This window comes from Kandleria vitulina DSM 20405 (assembly GCF_000702065.1).
In the GTDB taxonomy this organism is placed as follows: domain Bacteria; phylum Bacillota_I; class Bacilli_A; order Erysipelotrichales; family Coprobacillaceae; genus Kandleria; species Kandleria vitulina.
On the sequence record NZ_JNKN01000028.1, the window covers coordinates 1 to 16,295 of the forward strand.

15 protein-coding genes and 1 rRNA gene are annotated in these 16,295 nt (G+C 34.6%); 2 read left to right on the top strand and 14 right to left on the bottom strand.

From position 1 onward, the window contains the following. A 16S ribosomal RNA gene (locus tag T513_RS0106970) occupies positions 1–155 on the bottom strand; the annotation flags it as partial. Positions 156–591: 436 nt separating this feature from the next. Here T513_RS0106970 and gdhA point away from each other — a divergent pair. Next, positions 592–1,935, top strand: a complete 1,344-nt coding sequence (gene gdhA / locus T513_RS0106975) for an NADP-specific glutamate dehydrogenase (protein ID WP_029070067.1) — start codon at positions 592–594, stop codon at positions 1,933–1,935. A gap of 83 nt (positions 1,936–2,018) precedes the next feature. Here the strand turns inward: gdhA and T513_RS0106980 are convergent, their stop codons facing one another. From T513_RS0106980 to lepB, 3 genes are all read right to left on the bottom strand, one after another. Continuing rightward, positions 2,019–3,134, bottom strand: coding sequence for a hypothetical protein (locus T513_RS0106980; protein WP_029070066.1), 1,116 nt, complete (start codon positions 3,132–3,134; stop codon positions 2,019–2,021). Positions 3,135–3,286: 152 nt separating this feature from the next. Continuing rightward, on the bottom strand, positions 3,287–5,050 hold the full coding sequence (locus T513_RS0106985) for a hypothetical protein (RefSeq protein ID WP_029070065.1): 1,764 nt from the start codon (positions 5,048–5,050) through the stop codon (positions 3,287–3,289). A gap of 161 nt (positions 5,051–5,211) precedes the next feature. Next, positions 5,212–5,721, bottom strand: coding sequence for a signal peptidase I (lepB, locus tag T513_RS0106990; protein WP_029070064.1), 510 nt, complete (start codon positions 5,719–5,721; stop codon positions 5,212–5,214). A 113-nt stretch (positions 5,722–5,834) separates the two neighbouring features. On the opposite strand from lepB, the gene T513_RS0106995 reads away from it, so the two are divergent. Next, complete coding sequence (locus tag T513_RS0106995; RefSeq protein WP_031589550.1) at positions 5,835–6,503, top strand: hypothetical protein; 669 nt, start codon at positions 5,835–5,837, stop codon at positions 6,501–6,503. Between the two features lie 8 nt (positions 6,504–6,511). On the opposite strand, the gene T513_RS0107000 is transcribed toward T513_RS0106995, so the two are convergent. From T513_RS0107000 to T513_RS0107045, 10 genes are all read right to left on the bottom strand, one after another. Continuing rightward, entirely contained in the window at positions 6,512–7,123 is a 612-nt protein-coding gene (locus T513_RS0107000) for a LysE family translocator (RefSeq protein WP_031589551.1), read from the bottom strand. 78 nt (positions 7,124–7,201) lie between these two features. Continuing rightward, entirely contained in the window at positions 7,202–9,103 is a 1,902-nt protein-coding gene (locus T513_RS0107005; protein ID WP_201783596.1) for an ABC transporter ATP-binding protein, read from the bottom strand. Further along, positions 9,090–10,844 (bottom strand): ABC transporter ATP-binding protein, encoded by a 1,755-nt coding sequence (locus tag T513_RS0107010; RefSeq protein ID WP_031589554.1) that lies wholly within the window; start codon positions 10,842–10,844, stop codon positions 9,090–9,092. Before T513_RS0107010 ends, T513_RS0107005 begins: the two co-directional genes overlap by 14 nt. Before the next feature lies 1 nt (position 10,845). Beyond that, complete coding sequence (locus tag T513_RS0107015; protein ID WP_031589557.1) at positions 10,846–11,295, bottom strand: MarR family winged helix-turn-helix transcriptional regulator; 450 nt, start codon at positions 11,293–11,295, stop codon at positions 10,846–10,848. A gap of 94 nt (positions 11,296–11,389) precedes the next feature. Further along, on the bottom strand, positions 11,390–11,629 hold the full coding sequence (locus tag T513_RS0107020) for a DUF1292 domain-containing protein (RefSeq protein ID WP_029070058.1): 240 nt from the start codon (positions 11,627–11,629) through the stop codon (positions 11,390–11,392). A gap of 69 nt (positions 11,630–11,698) precedes the next feature. Next, positions 11,699–12,517, bottom strand: coding sequence for a Cof-type HAD-IIB family hydrolase (locus T513_RS0107025; RefSeq protein WP_029070057.1), 819 nt, complete (start codon positions 12,515–12,517; stop codon positions 11,699–11,701). 3 nt (positions 12,518–12,520) lie between these two features. Beyond that, positions 12,521–13,450 (bottom strand): ROK family protein, encoded by a 930-nt coding sequence (locus T513_RS0107030; RefSeq protein ID WP_029070056.1) that lies wholly within the window; start codon positions 13,448–13,450, stop codon positions 12,521–12,523. Then, positions 13,447–14,049: a PTS sugar transporter subunit IIB gene (locus T513_RS0107035; protein ID WP_029070055.1), complete on the bottom strand. Its 603-nt coding sequence runs from the start codon at positions 14,047–14,049 to the stop codon at positions 13,447–13,449. The genes T513_RS0107030 and T513_RS0107035 overlap by 4 nt, the downstream gene beginning before the upstream one ends. 94 nt (positions 14,050–14,143) lie before the next feature. Beyond that, positions 14,144–15,310, bottom strand: coding sequence for an MFS transporter (locus T513_RS0107040; RefSeq protein WP_029072736.1), 1,167 nt, complete (start codon positions 15,308–15,310; stop codon positions 14,144–14,146). 189 nt (positions 15,311–15,499) lie between these two features. Continuing rightward, positions 15,500–16,276 carry a dioxygenase family protein gene (locus T513_RS0107045; RefSeq protein WP_031589559.1) on the bottom strand — a complete coding sequence of 259 codons (777 nt, stop codon included), beginning with the start codon at positions 16,274–16,276 and terminating at the stop codon, positions 15,500–15,502. Between the last annotated feature and the right edge of the window lie 19 nt (positions 16,277–16,295).

Here is a 16,295-nt window from a genome sequence, read left to right on the forward strand (position 1 = left end):
AGCAGATGTTTCCGTCTGTTGTCCCCCTCGGAGGGGCAGGTTACCTATGTATTCCTCACCCGTTCGCCACTGGAATCCGAAGATTCCCGTTCGACTTGCATGTATTAGGCACGCCGCCAGCGTTCATCCTGAGCCAGGATCAAACTCTCCATTGTCTATCAATGGAGCCATCTTTTGGCTCTTGTTAATTGCTTGCTTGTTTTATTTCCGAGTGTTTTCTCACTCATCTATTTGACGTGTTTCTGTTCAGTTTTCAATGTTCAGGCTACTCGGCTCTCGCTGAGTGCTCACTTAATTTAACAGTTTTTTTACTCATTTGCAAGTCATATAATGCAACTTTTTTTCATTTATTAAAAAAAGCCCCTTTTCATCGCTATAATTTTTTCAAAAAAAATTTATCCCTAAAATCACCGTGTTCATACTATTTTTTCTCAACTGTTACGGAAATATACAAATATAGCTAAAATCACTTAGAAATAGCCGTAATGTAAGCCCTTTTTCTATCTTTATGATACTTTTTTATCATTTTCTTTATTTTTTATCATATCGTATATATAATTAATATTGTATACAAAAAGGAGGAACAATATTATGGAATATACACAGAGAGTTATTGAGGATTTAAGAAAAAAATATCCTGAACAACCTGAATTCTTAGAAACAATCACTAATGTTCTTACAAGTCTCGAACCTATGATTAAGGCTCACCCTGAATATGAAGATATGGCAATCCTTGAAAGATTGACTGAACCTGAACGTACATTACAGTTTAAAGTACCATGGACAGATGATAATGGAAAAGTTCATGTAAATCTTGGTTACCGTGTACAGTTCAACAGTGCCATTGGTCCATATAAAGGTGGATTAAGATTCCATCCTTCAGTTAAATTAGGAACTATCAAATTCTTAGGTTTTGAACAGATTTTCAAAAATTCATTAACTACTTTACCTATCGGCGGGGGCAAAGGTGGATCTGATTTTGATCCACAAGGTAAATCAGATGCTGAAGTTATGAGATTCTGTCAGTCATTCATGACTGAACTTTATCGTCATATTGGACCAGACGTAGATGTACCAGCTGGTGACATCGGTGTTGGTGGACGTGAAATCGGTTATTTATTCGGACAGTATAAACGTATTAAAAATGCTTATGAAAATGGTGTCTTAACTGGTAAAGGATTAGCTTTCGGTGGATCTTTAATTAGACCTGAAGCAACTGGTTATGGTGCAGTATATTATGCTAATGAAGTATTAAAACATTTTAATGATTCATATGAAGGAAAAACAATTGCTGTCTCTGGATATGGTAACGTAGCATGGGGTGTTGCTAAAAAAGCAACTGAATACGGTGCTAAAGTCGTAACAATCTCTGGTAGAGATGGTTATGTTTATGATAAAGATGGTATTAACACTGAAGAAAAATGGAACTTCATGTTAGACATCCGTACAAAGAATGAAGTGAAATTAAAAGATTATGCTGAAAAATTCGGTGCTGAATTCCATCCTGGTGAAAAACCTTGGGGCGTTAAATGTGATATGGCCTTCCCTTCAGCTACACAGAATGAAATCGGTGAAGAAGAAGCTAAAACATTAATCGCAAATGGATGTAAATACATCATGGAAGGTGCAAACATGCCTACTACACCTGAAGGTATTGCTTACTTTACAGCTAATGGCGGTATCTTAGGACCTGCAAAAGCATGTAACGCAGGTGGGGTTGCAACTTCTGCCTTAGAAATGTCTCAGAACTCTATGCGCTATAGCTGGACTGCAGAAGAAGTTGATCAGAAACTTCATGATATCATGGTTTCAATCGTCAACAACTCTGTTGCAGCTGCTAAGAAATACGGCTTAGGCTATGACCTAATTGCTGGTGCAAACTTAGCTGGTGCAGAAAAAGTTATTGAAGCAATGATTGCTCAGGGTAATTATTAATATCATTTCTCTATAATCCAACAGCCATCGTCAATCGACGATGGCTTTTTAGTTATAAAAAAAGAATGTCAAATGACATTCTTTTATGCGTTGATCTTACTGATTGTTCTACCAGTAAACAATCTATAGTTTGTGATAGTTGATTCAATCATTGATTCATCAGAAATCAAACGATGATCAGATGTCTGTAAGAAGTTACCATAACCATAAAGATTAGATCCAATAATGCTTACTGAAGTATATCCAGACCAAACTTTTGCATTTTTAGCATAGTTGCTATTGATTCCAGTCATACAGTAAGTGTAGACATAATAATGAACACTCTTGTTTGTCTGTTTATATAATAACTTCAAATCATATACTGCAATTGCATAATCATTGCCAGAAGTTGTTTTAGCAAGATACATTGAATGGAAAGTTGGTGTAGCTTCCCAAGTTGTACCATTGATAGAAGAAACCATCTGCTGCATTTTAGTATCAGCATCAGTTTTCATCTTACTTGCAACTTCACTAGAGACTTTGCTACCATCTTCAAATCTTTCTGCTAAACCACTAACAGTCACAGTCTTTTCTGCGTTAGTAACTTTAACCTTGCATTCTTTAGCAAGAGATTCACTGAAGATAACAGTAACCTTGATCTTATCACCATTCTTGATTCCAACATATTTGTTTAATCTATAAGAGATAGCTTTAACAAAGTTGCTTGCTTTTTCGTTGCTCTTATCATAATCTACTGTGTTTTTAACATTGATTGAACTTGCAGTCGCAGTTCCTGATTCACCAGTAAGATTTAAAGAGATATTTTTTGCAAGATCGATTTTTGTAAATCCAAAGATATTGTTATATCCCCAATATACAACACCAAGAACAAGTACTAAAGCTAACGCAATAATAATAATTCCCTTTGTTGTTTTATAGAATGGCATTTTTCCATTTGGCTGGTAAGCACCATTTCCCTGTGGTGGAACATAACCGCCATTATTTCCAAAATCGTTTGGCTGATTATATTGCTGAGAATTAAAGTTATTTGACTGATCATACTGCTGAGCATTGTTATCATAATTCTGATAATTGTTCTGCTGTGAATAAGCATTATAATTGCCCGCATTTGAATGAGCATCATAGCTTCCAGTCTGTGACGAATTAAAGCTGCCATTGGACTGTGACCCATTATTAGGATCAAATTGATTATTATCCATAAATTTTCCTCCGTATCCGATTGTATTTCAATCATATATATATTATACATGATATTTGTCTAAAAAACGTAAAATTAAAGAGTTTTATTCAAAATCTAAAAATTACGAAAAAATAACCAATAAAATAAGCCACTCATTTTAGTGGCTTATTATTATTCATCATCATCCTGTGATAATGCTTTAAGTTCTGTGTCTCCAGTAATATCTCTTAAGATAGCGTATGCTGCATCTTTAGGACCAGTTTTTTCATTACCCTTGATACCTAATCTTGTATGAAGCTGTCCTACACGGATGCCCTGTTCGAACATTTTTTCAAAATATTCTCTTAAGATTGGTTCAGTCTGTTCCTGTCTTTGTACAGGACCAAATGGGTTAGCAAAATATGAACCTACTAGACCATATTCTGTTGTTGTACCCTTAGCCATTCTCTGACCTGCTCTGAATACTTTTAATGCATCATCTACATTGTCAAAGAAATCTAATGGCGCTCCATCGCTATCATAGTTGTTTGCATATAAGAACATATCTACATGATGTTCAGCGACAACATCTTCCCAGTCAGTAATAGGAATTACGACACGGGCGTTCTGCTGATCTGGGTTAAGGAATACAGATCTATCTAATTCCTTGAATGAGTATCCTGCATCCAAGTCATCTAGTCTAACGAAAGCCCCCACTTCCGTACCAGATGTTGTGATCTTTCCTTCTTCATTTAAGTGGAGAAGACCCATATCATCATAGATTGTTTCAGTATCTTCGATATAAGCTTCACCTAAACCTTTGATCTGTTCAATTGTTTCTGACTTACCAGCACCAGAGTCACCCATTACGACGATGTTCTTCTGAGTACCATCATGTAATTTTAATCTAATCATTGCACCATGGATTGGAAGATTATGATGATTTAACTGATAAACATTATGTAAAGTTAAACACATTTTCTTCATGTATCCAAAGTAATCGAAGTAATCATTAGCTGAAAGTAATGAAACAAGCATACCGTTCTTTTCATCCTGGTAGAATGCCTGGTTCATTTCACCATCTTCATAACCGTAAACATAGATCAAGTCTGGTTTTCTACCCTGATATTCTTCTTCTGTTGCTAATTCAAATAAGTTACAAAGGGCAACACCCTGTGCCATGAATTTAACATTGAAGTAAACAAAAGCAATAAGCTTACCGATTTTTGCAGGATAACAGAACCACTGGTCAGGATCAAATTTGTGATCTTCAATTGGATTATAATTGATTTCTGGGAATACACCATCTCTCTTATTACGTTTAGAATAAGCAATAAATGGAGGATGAATGATTACCTGTTCAATAAATGGAATATCATCTAAACAACGGTATTCATATGGAAGATTACTTCTAAAGTTAGTAACCATCAAGCCAGCGTTAACACCAGCAGTAATCTGACGATATACCTTATTAGATTTACCAAGTGCTGTTTCTTCAATAGAACGATATGTCTTTAATACCAATTCTTCGAAATTAGCCTGTGCAGTTGTGAAGTGAACGTTCTGGAACCCTTCGCTTCTTCCTTCATTAAATACGACTGCATATCTCTGAAGTTTTCTCCAGAAAGTGTATAACCCCTCTACAAACTTTCTGAACATTTTCTTATCTTTTAGATAACATGCATAATCGCTACCACTTGAGATTAGCTGCTCATCAGTCAATACTAAAAGCATTCTCAATGTATTCTGTAAATCACGTGATAGTGCAATATCATCTTCATTAAACTGATGAAGATACATGTAAAGTGTTGTTTCTCTTCTTGAATGCGATCTAATGAACTTCTGAAGTACTTTCAAAAAAGAATCACTTTCAATAAGTTCACAACGGCTCTGACAGTATTCCTGTGAAAAGTTGAGTACTGCATTTCCACGTGTAATCTTAAATTTATAGGCCATAAACTCTCTCCTCTCCTATATATCAAAAAAATAATATCATGAGAATTTTACGAATGCAAAACTATTTTACAATGATAGCGCTTACCTTTATTATTTTTTTCTTGAAGTTCTAATATTTAGTTATAAATTTGTTTTTATTCTAAAAAAATAAGGTCTTTTGGTTAAAAGACCTTAAAAAATACCCGACCAACTACATGTTTCTTGAAATTAACAGAGCCTAAATCACGTGAATCTGCGGAATTATTTCTGTTATCTCCCATCAAGAAAACAGAATCCTTCTTCACTTTCGTGCTCCAGTCCTCATCTTCCATCTTTTCAGCAATATATGTTTCTTTTAATAATTTACCATTGCGATACATCTTGCCGTCTTTACAAGAAATCACATCACCAGCCTTGCCGATAACACGCTTGATGATCTGTTCACTCTTTCCTGAACCAAAATCCACATCAGCGACTACGATATCTCCATAATGACAGTCTGAATAAGAATAGAACTTCTTATTAACAAGGACGATGTTGCCATTGTTATAGGTTGGCTGCATAGAGACACCAACAACACGGGATATCTGTATAAAGTATAATACAAGATATGTCAGTATCATTGTAACAACAACAACTTTTACATATTCCATGATCGATTGTTTCATATTAACTTGTTTTGTATTTTCCATATTATTCACCTTAATATATTATATGCTCTTCTCTTCTATCTTGCACCATTTATTTTAGATTGTCAAAACTGTTCTTTTTGATTTATTTATGCTATTCTATTATCGGTGATAACATGAAAAAAATAATATTGATGCTTTGTCTTTTTCTTCTTGTAGGATGTCATTCTAAGCCTTCATCTCATATTAAGGATAGAATTCACTATAATAGTGAAATGGGCATTCTTACTGGAATGAAGAAAGATCAATTAATGAAGATTAAAAAGAAATATAATAGACTCGTTGTTTCTTCTAAAGGATTAAGCAAGGAAAATCTTGCATTTTTACGTAAACATGCCAATAAGCTCTATGCTAGAATTGATATGCGCAAAGATAGAAATAAAGTAGAAGGATTCGATGGGTACTTCCTTACACATACTGAAGATTATTCCTATGATGAAGTGGTTTCTACAATCAAGTCATTAAATTCTTCTATCATTATTCATAACGGGAAGAATTTTGTATTGAAGCTTATTAAAAATAAACAAACTTCTTTAATAGAAGCCATTTCACAAGAAAGCGTCTTTACTTCTTCTAAGAAGGGATTAAAGACACGTGTCCCTACTAGCAAAAAGAAGAGTGATGCACTAAAAGATTATCTTGCTGTTGCAAAAAAGAATAAGCTAGAAGTCTTTGTTATTGAGTTTACTAAAAAATCAGATTGGATTGCCGTTATGAATGCTTATTGTAAGCATCGCGGTTATCATGCAATGCAAGTAAAGAAAGCCAACTATTCGAAAGAATAGCTGGCTTTTTAAATTATGGCATCAATAATGACACCAATACCAAATAAAATAAGAATAACGCCTAAAACACGATTTAATACTATATAAATATGATCTGTAATGCGAGAACGCATCTTTTCAATAAGACCACAGATAAGAAGCCACCATAGGAATGTACCTATAAAGCTACCTACAATTATGCCAAAGCTCTGCACTGATGTATATGGACCAGCTACTTTTAATAGTGAACAGGCAAACCAGAATAAAAGCATCATACCAGGGTTCATTAAGGCGATAGCGATGGATGAGCCAAAGTAAATCCAGGCTTTTGGTGGTTTTTTATCTTCTACCTTGCCAGTTTTCTTTCTTAATGTAAAGATCCCTAAGATCAAAATGACCATTCCACCAAATACGGTGATTGGCATCTCATAGCGTTTTAGAAAACCTGAAACAACAGCACTTGCCAATACGCATATGGCAGCGTAAACAGTATCTGCGACTGATGATCCTAGTCCTGTCATTAGTCCTGAAAAGTAACCATGTTCCAAGGTACGCTGGATGGTCAATGCACCAATTGCACCTGCTGGAATACCAAAAATAATACCAATAATTGTTCCTTTTATTAAATATTCTAATAGCATGTTTTATCCTCTCATTATTTGAATCATATCACCATAAAGAATACTTGGCTACTAAAAAAGACAGATTTTTCAATCTGTCTATTCTAATTCAAAGGCACCAGTGTAAAGCTGATAATATTGTCCCTTTTGAGCAATAAGTGCTTCGTGGTTTCCTCTTTCAATAATATGACCATGATCAAGAACCATTATGACATCACTGTTTTGTACAGTAGATAAACGATGGGCAATGACAAAGACTGTACGTCCTAACATTAATGCGTCCATACCTCTTTGAACAATAGCTTCAGTTCTTGTATCGATGGATGAAGTCGCTTCATCTAGAATCATAACTGGTGGATCAGCAACGGCTGCACGCGCAATAGCAATAAGCTGACGCTGACCTTGAGATAAGTTTGATCCATTATTTGTTAACATGGTGTTATATCCATCAGGTAGACGTGTAATGAAGTCATGAGCACCTACTAGTTTAGCTGCTGCTTCACATTCATTATCGTTAGCGTCTAAGCGACCATAACGAATGTTGTCTAGGACAGTACCTGTAAATAGGTTAGTATCTTGCAATACGATACCTAATGAACGACGAAGATCAGCTTTCTTGATCTTATTGATATTGATACCATCATATCTGATCTTACCATCAGCGATATCATAGAATCTATTGATCAAGTTAGTGATAGTTGTCTTACCAGCACCAGTCGCACCTACGAAGGCAACTTTTTCACCTGGTTTAGCAAATACTGATACATTATGAAGAATCTGCTTATCTGGATTGTAGGCAAAATCTACACTGTCAAGAACAACATCCCCAGTTAATTTAGTAAGGGTAATAGTTCCATCTTTATGTGGATGTTTCCATGCCCACAATCCTGTTCTTTCATTTGTTTCTACGATTTCACCGTTTTCTTCTTTAGCACAGACTAATGTGACATAACCTTCATCTTCTTCACTTTCTTGATCTAGAAGATCAAAGATACGTGAAGCACCACCAAGTCCCATAACGACCGCATTGATCTGCTGAGAAACCTGACCGATACTTCCTGTAAACTGTTTTGTCATATTTAGGAATGGCACAACAATAGAAATAGAAAGAGCCATTCCTGATAATGAGATATTAGGTGCATCTAGCAACAATAATGATGAACCTGCAATAGCAACTAAAACATAAAGAATATTACTCATATTATGTAGGATTGGTCCTAAGATATTTGAGTATGTGTTTGCTAAACGAGAAGCTTCAAATAGTTTTTCATTAACAGCATCAAAATCTTTTAGAGCCTGTTTTTCATGGTTGAAGACTTTTACAACCTTCTGCCCATTCATCATTTCTTCAATGAAACCTTCAGTTTCACCAAGAGTTACCTGCTGTTTAATAAAGTACTTGGCACTTCTTCCCCCTAATGCTTTTGTAACTATAAGCATTAATATCATTCCTAAAATGACAACTGCACATAGAATGATTGAGTAATAAAGCATAATCACAAATAATGTGACTAATGAAATAAATGTCGAAAGCAATTGTGGGAATGACTGTGAGATCATCTGTCTTAGTGTATCAATATCATTAGTGTAGATAGACATGATATCACCATGAGCATTTGTATCGAAATAGCGAATAGGAAGACTTTCCATCTTCTTGAAGCATTTCTCTCTAAATTTAGCTAATGACCCCTGAGTAATGATGGCCATTAATCTCTGATATGTAAATGAAGCGATCAATGCCAAGACGTAAAGTACAATCAATACTGTTAAATATTTCCAGATTCCAGGCGCTGCCTGTCCCCATGTCTTTTGACCTTTTAGTGCTTTTTCAATTAATGCGATAACATTCTGCTGGAAGATAGCAGGAGCTGCCTGTACAATCGCATTGAATACAACAAGGAATAATACAAATGGAAGCAGTACTGGGAAGAATGTGAACAATGTTTTAATAAGACGTCCTACAGTTCCCTTTTTTACTGTATGTGCTTTATTCATTGCCATGATCATCACCATCCTTTTTATTCTGAGAATAGTATGTTTCCTGATAGATTTCATTACGAGCTAAAAGTTCATCATGCGTACCGATATCCGCAATTGTACCTTTGTTCATAATGATAATCTGATCAGCATCCTGCACTGAAGCAATACGCTGTGCGATAATGATCTTTGTTGTTTCAGGAATAAATTTCTTGAATCCATCACGAATTTTAGCATCTGTCTTTGTATCTACTGCAGATGTTGAATCGTCAAGAATTAAGACTTTTGGTTTCTTTAATAAGGCACGAGCGATACACAATCTCTGCTTCTGTCCACCAGAGACGTTGCTGCCGCCCTGCTCAATATGTGTTTCATACTTGTTAGGCATCAATTCGATGAATTCATCAGCACATGCCAATTCACATGCGGCCTTAATTTCTTCATCAGTTGCATCTTTATTGCCCCATCTCAAGTTTTCTGCAATTGTTCCTGAGAATAATTCATTTTTCTGTAATACGACAGCGACCTGGTCTCTTAATGTTACTAAATCATAATCTTTTACATTATGACCACCAACAAGCACGTCTCCTTCCGTTGTATCATATAAACGAGAAATCAACTGAATAAGGGATGTCTTAGATGAACCTGTTCCACCCAAGATACCGATTGTCTGTCCACTTTTAATATGAAGATTAATATTCTCTAAAGCATTGCGGTCAGCTTTTGTGGAATATTTAAATGAAACATTATTAAATGTAATATCGCCATTAGGCACTTCATAAATAGGATCTTCTGGATTAGTTAAGGTAGACTTTTCATTAAGTACTGCCACAATACGTTCTGCAGATTCTGCAGCCATAGTGACCATTACAAAGATCATTGAAAGCATCATCAATGAAATAAGAATCTGGAATGAATAAGTAAGAATTGAAGATAGCTGACCAACATTTAAGATAGTCGCATGACTTGAAATAACTAAATAAGAACCAAATGATAATGTAAAGACCATTACAAGATACAAGCAGAACTGCATCATTGGCGCGTTGAACGCTAAAATCATTTCGGCTTTAGTAAAGTCTTTTCTTACATCATCTGCTGCCTTATTGAACTTATTAAATTCATAATCTTCTCTTACAAATGACTTAACAACACGAATCCCATTGATATTTTCCTGTACTGAAGCATTAAGTTTATCATACTTATAAAATACAGTTCTAAAAATTGGCATAGCGTTCTTGATGACAAGAGCTAATCCAATTCCTAAGAATGGAATAGTGAATAAGAAGATTAATGATAATCTTCCTCCCATCATGTAAGCTAAAGTAAATGAGAAAATGACCATCAATGGTGCACGTACTGCCACACGGATAATCATCATGTAAGCCATCTGGACATTGGTAATATCCGTTGTCATACGTGTTACAAGCGATGATGCTGAGAATTTATCGATATTTGAAAATGAGAAACCTTGTACACTTTCAAATAGATCATGTCGTAAATTCTTTGCAAGACCTGCGGACGCTCTTGAACATGTAATCCCTGCCCAAGAACCAAAGAATAATGACATACATGCCATTACAAAAAGAATAATTCCATAAAAGAATATATCATGTGTAGTGACCTGGCCTGCTTGTAGTTTATTAATAAACTTAGCAATGATAAATGGGATAATACATTCAAGAATAACTTCACACGTTACAATGAATGGTGTCTTAATTGAATCTGTTTTGTATTCCCTAACTGATTTCAATAGTGTCTTAATCATATTATCTCTCCCTTTCTACGAAGTGGAATACTTCGTCATGTTTTAACTGTTCCCAGTGCGTATTTAGTTTTTCTAAAAAACGATAGATATCCTGTTCTTCCTGTTTAGTAAGACAAGAAAAAAGATGCTCAGTAATGTAATCTAATTCTTCACATTCTCGATCTGCTTCTTTTTTTCCTTTTTCACTTAATGATAGAAGAATAACACGCTGATCTTTTTTAGATCTTGTCTTTTTAATAAGACCGGCATTTTCCATCTTGGTGATCATCTCACTCAGTGAGCTTGATTTCACATCCAATAATGACTGAAGTTCTCTTTGGGACATAGATCCTTCTCTAGATAAAAAGAAGAGCACTCTTCTCTGCCCTGATTTACCTCCAGTATTATCATAGAGAAAACGCCCCATTTTTCTAAAATAGCCATAGATATCTAATTCTAATTGTGTAACCATAAGCTTTTCTCCTAAAAATTCGCAAGGTGCCTAATTATTAGGTTCCTTGCGAATTACATTATAGCTATCATTTTTTTAAATTGCAATAAATAATTTAATCTTCCCAAACTTGGTTATTTTGAATGCATGTAAACTCTTCAGCGACCGCATTAAATAAGTCTTCATCTTCAATATCCAACGCTTCGAATGTTCCATCATTGTGAGCAATATAAACATAAAGATAGATTTCTTCTCCTCTTGCAAGAGCAAGATAATCCTGTCCTTCATAATCAAAGATACCAATCACTTCAAATGTAATGCCATCCATTTCTACAGTCTGCACTTTTTTTGCCATAATTCTACCTACTTTCTCACCTGTATTATACGGGAATTATCATAAAAAAACCATATCTTGAAGATATGGTTATACAGATAATTCAGGAATATATTTCAATAATGCTTTCGCGATGCCTTCTGAGTTATTATCGAGAGTAATATCATCTGCTTCACTCTTGACCTGTTCAGTAGCATTTCCCATCGCTACACCAACTTTTGCATATCTGATGATACTTAAATCATTTTCAGCATCACCAAAAGCAATACAGTTTTCACTTGTATAGCCAAGCTTGCTTAATGCAATATCCAATGCTTTGGCTTTATCAATACCCTGAGCAGTGTATTCATAATAAAAGTCAGCTGTAAACATAGTATTGAGTTCTGATTTAAATGGCGCAGCCATTAATTCATAGTTTTCCTTAAGATACTCTGGATCACCACTTGCAAGAATCTTGTTAGGAGTCCATGTAAGAAAATCTTCTAGATCATCTACTTCACAGACTTTAAGTTTACCTAATCTTGATTCATATTCTACTTTGTAGGCATACGCATCATTTACATAAAGATAAGCATCCTTATATACCATCGGGTTAACATTGAATGATTTTAAATGATTCAATACACGTTTACCCATATCAACACTCATTGGAGCATTGAACAACATATCAGTTGTTGTACAATCTACAACCTGACTTCCATTGAAGCAGCATAATAAACCATGATGCTTTTCCATTTCTAGTTCATCCGCAATATACCAGAGACCAGAAGCTGGTCTACCTGATGCCAATACAACCTTAAATCCTAATGATTGCGCTTTTAATAAAAGCTTCTTTGTTTCTGGAAGAATCTTCTTTTCATCAGAGAAGAGTGTTCCATCGATATCTAAAACTATTACTTTAATATCCATAATCTAATCCTTTTCTTTTTCTTTACACATCGCATTAAGTCCAATGAGAATATAATCTTTAAGATCATCTAACTGAATAAATAATGGGAGATCTTTCTCTTTAGGAAAAATCTTTTTTAAACGATCAATGATACGGTCATAGCTTCTTACTGCATAGCAGCAGATGCCAATAGCTTCAGGATTCGTCATAGCCATGATACTTTGAATATATTTCATCAGCAGTTCCTCAAAACCTTCTCTTGACTGCAGTAAAGATAACGGCGGTTTTGTAAATGCCAATGGCAGATACTGCGCTTCCCCTGCCAGATTGCTTTTTCCTTTGATCAGATGTCCATCATAGACAAGCCCAATACCAGCATAGGAAACAGCAGGCTGAAACAGGATGGCGAGATTCTTATATTGGGGCGATGATCGATAGAAGCCTACAGCTGCTGTATTTACATCATTTTCTACTAGAATACGCTGTGTATATCTTCTATTTAATAATCCATACAGGTTAATATTCTCCAACTCATTGATTCCTGTTGAAATAACACGTGATTCTTCAATAATACCAGGAAGGGAGATTCCAATAACCTGAATGGATTCATATTGTGATAATGCGGTATCTATAATATCATAAATATCTTCAATATTGATATATTTTTTTATAATATCTCTTTCTACGTTGATTTTATCGACAATATTATAAATACGATAGAACATATGTACACGATTAGAATTTCTAAATAGAGAAATAGTAAGAGTGCATCTTGCATCTACGTTTAGGTGATAGCTGTTATCAAAATAGACAAGTCCTTCTTCTATAAGTTCAGACATGATTTCTTCAATAAATAATGCAGACACACCACTTAAATGCATGCATTCTCCAAGACTTAAGTTTTCGTGAGTCTTCATTAATGATAAAAGATAATTTTTCATTATGTCTTTCATACATTCTCCTCCTCTATCAAGGTTAACGCAAAGTCCAGGACATTCTTGTATTCATTTCTTGCAAAATAGCGTGCGGGTATTTCTTCTACAATGACATCTTCAAGATGCATACGCACTTCTGGCAACAGATAGGAGACCTGTGGGGCTAGCAGGATGACATCATAATCATTTCCAATTTCATATAGTCTTCCATATCCGGTTGCATTGATCTCATAATTTCTGTTTTCTAGCTGTGCTAAAGTCTGCATCTTGCTTGCAAAAAGTGAAGTTGTCATCCCTCCACTACAACAAAGAAGTATTCTCCCTAATGGCTGTGAACAGTTCTCATAGATACAATCTAACATCTCATAAAACAAATTGACTGCATGTTTCATGTTGGCCATCTGGAAATGAATATAGTAAAGCACCTTATCAGTCTTACGGTCCCTTACTTCTTCTTCAAAGATGGAATGAGGGTAAAGAATAATACGTGAATAGGAATGAGCTGCTTCTAGAATGACTTCATTGTTTTTTTCAATAACATGAATATCATGTAATTTCTGATTAGCAATCCATTTTAAATAAATCAAACTATTGATTTCTCTTAAAAATTCATCCATATTATCACCCCTTTCTTTTATATTAAGATAAAGGTTAGCTATTGAAAACATTTACAACAAAACATGAAAAAAAGATGATTGTAGCAATCATCTTTTAGTTAACCTTCTGAGTTGTCATAATCATTATTATTGTACCAAGTAATGAAACGATAGCACCAATCAATAAAGTTGTACTTGTACCAACACTATCAAATAAGATACCACCTACTAATGAAGAGATGATTCCTGAAGCAGTCATGGCAGTAGTTACAAGTGACTGTCCTTTGATAGCATCTTTTTTATTGAATAGCTTATCTACATAATATACGGCAGCTGGGATGAACAGTGCATATGCAAACATCTGCATAACTTGTGCAATGTAGATAACTGTCATGCTTGATGCAAAATAAGTGAGAACATGTTTTACAGTGAACATAACAGCAGCTATTTTTAATACGATAGTAATATCAATCTTATTCTTGAATTTTTCAAAAGCAGACATTGAAATCAATTCAAGTATTGCAGCAAGGAATACAGCCACGCCCATTTGGCTTGTTCCTGCGCCAACGTTTCTGATGATATTGATAAAGAAGTTATTGATAATCATATGATCAGCATATACCATCATGAAACCTAATAAGAAGATCATAAATGTAGTATATTCTTTACAGAAATCTTTAATAGAAGATGTTTCTTCTTCCTCATGTGCAGTTTCAACTTCTTCATTCATTCTAAATGACTGAATTAATGGAATCAATCCTGTCAATACTGCTACAAGTACCCATGGCATTAATACTGGTGAGAAAGTCTGTACAAGATAGCCTAATCCCAATGATGTTAATGCATAAGCAGCTGATCCAATACCACGACCTACACCAAAGTTGATGTTGATGCCATGTTCTTCAAATGCGAAACTTAAAGCATTGATAAGTGGCATCATCATATTTAATAAACCAAATAAGATCACAAATAGCACCGCTACTAAAACTGGAAGCTTTGCACTAGCAACAAGCATCAATGAAAGAATTCCAGAAAGGAAACCTAAAATCATAAGAACCTTGTTTACAGACCAATGGAATTTATCTACAAATGAAGCAAGAACTGGTGATCCAAAAGTTGTAACGATATTTCCCAATGCAAGAATGAGTCCAATCATAGTCGAGCTTAGCCCAATAGCTCCAAGGTAAACTGCTGCGTACCCCTGAATACAGCAATTTGTTATATAATAAAAACCTTGAATGAAAGCATATTTAATATTTAATGTTTTCGTTTGATTATTCATCTATCCATTCCTCCGTGACACTATTATAATGATGAAAATTATTTTCGCCACTATTTTTTTTATGACATATCAGTATCGCGTGGAAATATCCCCTTATTCACCACATAAAATATAAGTGAATTTTTTTAAAAACGCTTACCTTTTTCTCTCAAAACAATCTATATTTAACATGAAATTTCAAATTTTTAACTATTTTAACTCAAATAAATAGGTAGTCATTGACATGCTTCCAAGTTCTCTATATTCATTAAATACTGTGACATGATCATTGACTGAAGCACCTAGGATGTAAAGAAGAGGTAGGAAATGATTATTAGTAGGTACTGCGTATTTTGCATATTTATGTTCTTTAAAATGAATAACTTTTTCATAATCTTTTTGGATAATTGCTTCTTTTATATATAGATCAAAAGCATCTGCCATATATGTTCCTTTAGTATTATTCCAATCTACTTCTCTTAGATTATGTACCACATTCCCGCTTCCTATGATAAGAATGCCTTCTTCTCTTAATTCCCGTAATAGTTGTCCTAATAGAAAACTTCCTTGTTCATCTAGTCTGGCATTCACGCTCAATTGAACAACTGGAATATCATGGTTAGGAAACATGTGTTTTAATATTGTCCATGCCCCATGGTCTATTCCCCATTCATCGTTGATTTTGACATGTTCTCCTAACATGTCCTGTATACGTCTTGTTAACGGTGGATATCCTTCTACCTGATATTCTACTTGATAAAGTTCATCAGGAAATCCATACATATCAAAGATCTGCTTTGGCTTACTCGCTGATTGAATGTATGTTTCATTTTTATACCAGTGTCCTGAAATCATCAGAATGGCACGTGGCTTTTCATAGTTATTTAGTATATATTCTCCTATTCTAGCAAATGTTCTTGTATTCTCATTGTCTTTTAAGGCAATCATCGGATCACCGTGTCCGACAAATAATGTTGGTAATATCATAGTAAATTCTCCTTTTTTA

Coding starts and splice junctions, on each gene's coding strand:
- gdhA (WP_029070067.1), top strand. CDS start 592: ATGGAATATACACAGAGAGTTATTGAGGATTTAAGAAAAAAATATCCT.
- T513_RS0106980 (WP_029070066.1), bottom strand. CDS start 3,134: ATGGATAATAATCAATTTGATCCTAATAATGGGTCACAGTCCAATGGC.
- T513_RS0106985 (WP_029070065.1), bottom strand. CDS start 5,050: ATGGCCTATAAATTTAAGATTACACGTGGAAATGCAGTACTCAACTTT.
- lepB (WP_029070064.1), bottom strand. CDS start 5,721: ATGGAAAATACAAAACAAGTTAATATGAAACAATCGATCATGGAATAT.
- T513_RS0106995 (WP_031589550.1), top strand. CDS start 5,835: ATGAAAAAAATAATATTGATGCTTTGTCTTTTTCTTCTTGTAGGATGT.
- T513_RS0107000 (WP_031589551.1), bottom strand. CDS start 7,123: ATGCTATTAGAATATTTAATAAAAGGAACAATTATTGGTATTATTTTT.
- T513_RS0107005 (WP_201783596.1), bottom strand. CDS start 9,103: ATGGCAATGAATAAAGCACATACAGTAAAAAAGGGAACTGTAGGACGT.
- T513_RS0107010 (WP_031589554.1), bottom strand. CDS start 10,844: ATGATTAAGACACTATTGAAATCAGTTAGGGAATACAAAACAGATTCA.
- T513_RS0107015 (WP_031589557.1), bottom strand. CDS start 11,295: ATGGTTACACAATTAGAATTAGATATCTATGGCTATTTTAGAAAAATG.
- T513_RS0107020 (WP_029070058.1), bottom strand. CDS start 11,629: ATGGCAAAAAAAGTGCAGACTGTAGAAATGGATGGCATTACATTTGAA.
- T513_RS0107025 (WP_029070057.1), bottom strand. CDS start 12,517: ATGGATATTAAAGTAATAGTTTTAGATATCGATGGAACACTCTTCTCT.
- T513_RS0107030 (WP_029070056.1), bottom strand. CDS start 13,450: ATGAAAGACATAATGAAAAATTATCTTTTATCATTAATGAAGACTCAC.
- T513_RS0107035 (WP_029070055.1), bottom strand. CDS start 14,049: ATGGATGAATTTTTAAGAGAAATCAATAGTTTGATTTATTTAAAATGG.
- T513_RS0107040 (WP_029072736.1), bottom strand. CDS start 15,310: ATGAATAATCAAACGAAAACATTAAATATTAAATATGCTTTCATTCAA.
- T513_RS0107045 (WP_031589559.1), bottom strand. CDS start 16,276: ATGATATTACCAACATTATTTGTCGGACACGGTGATCCGATGATTGCC.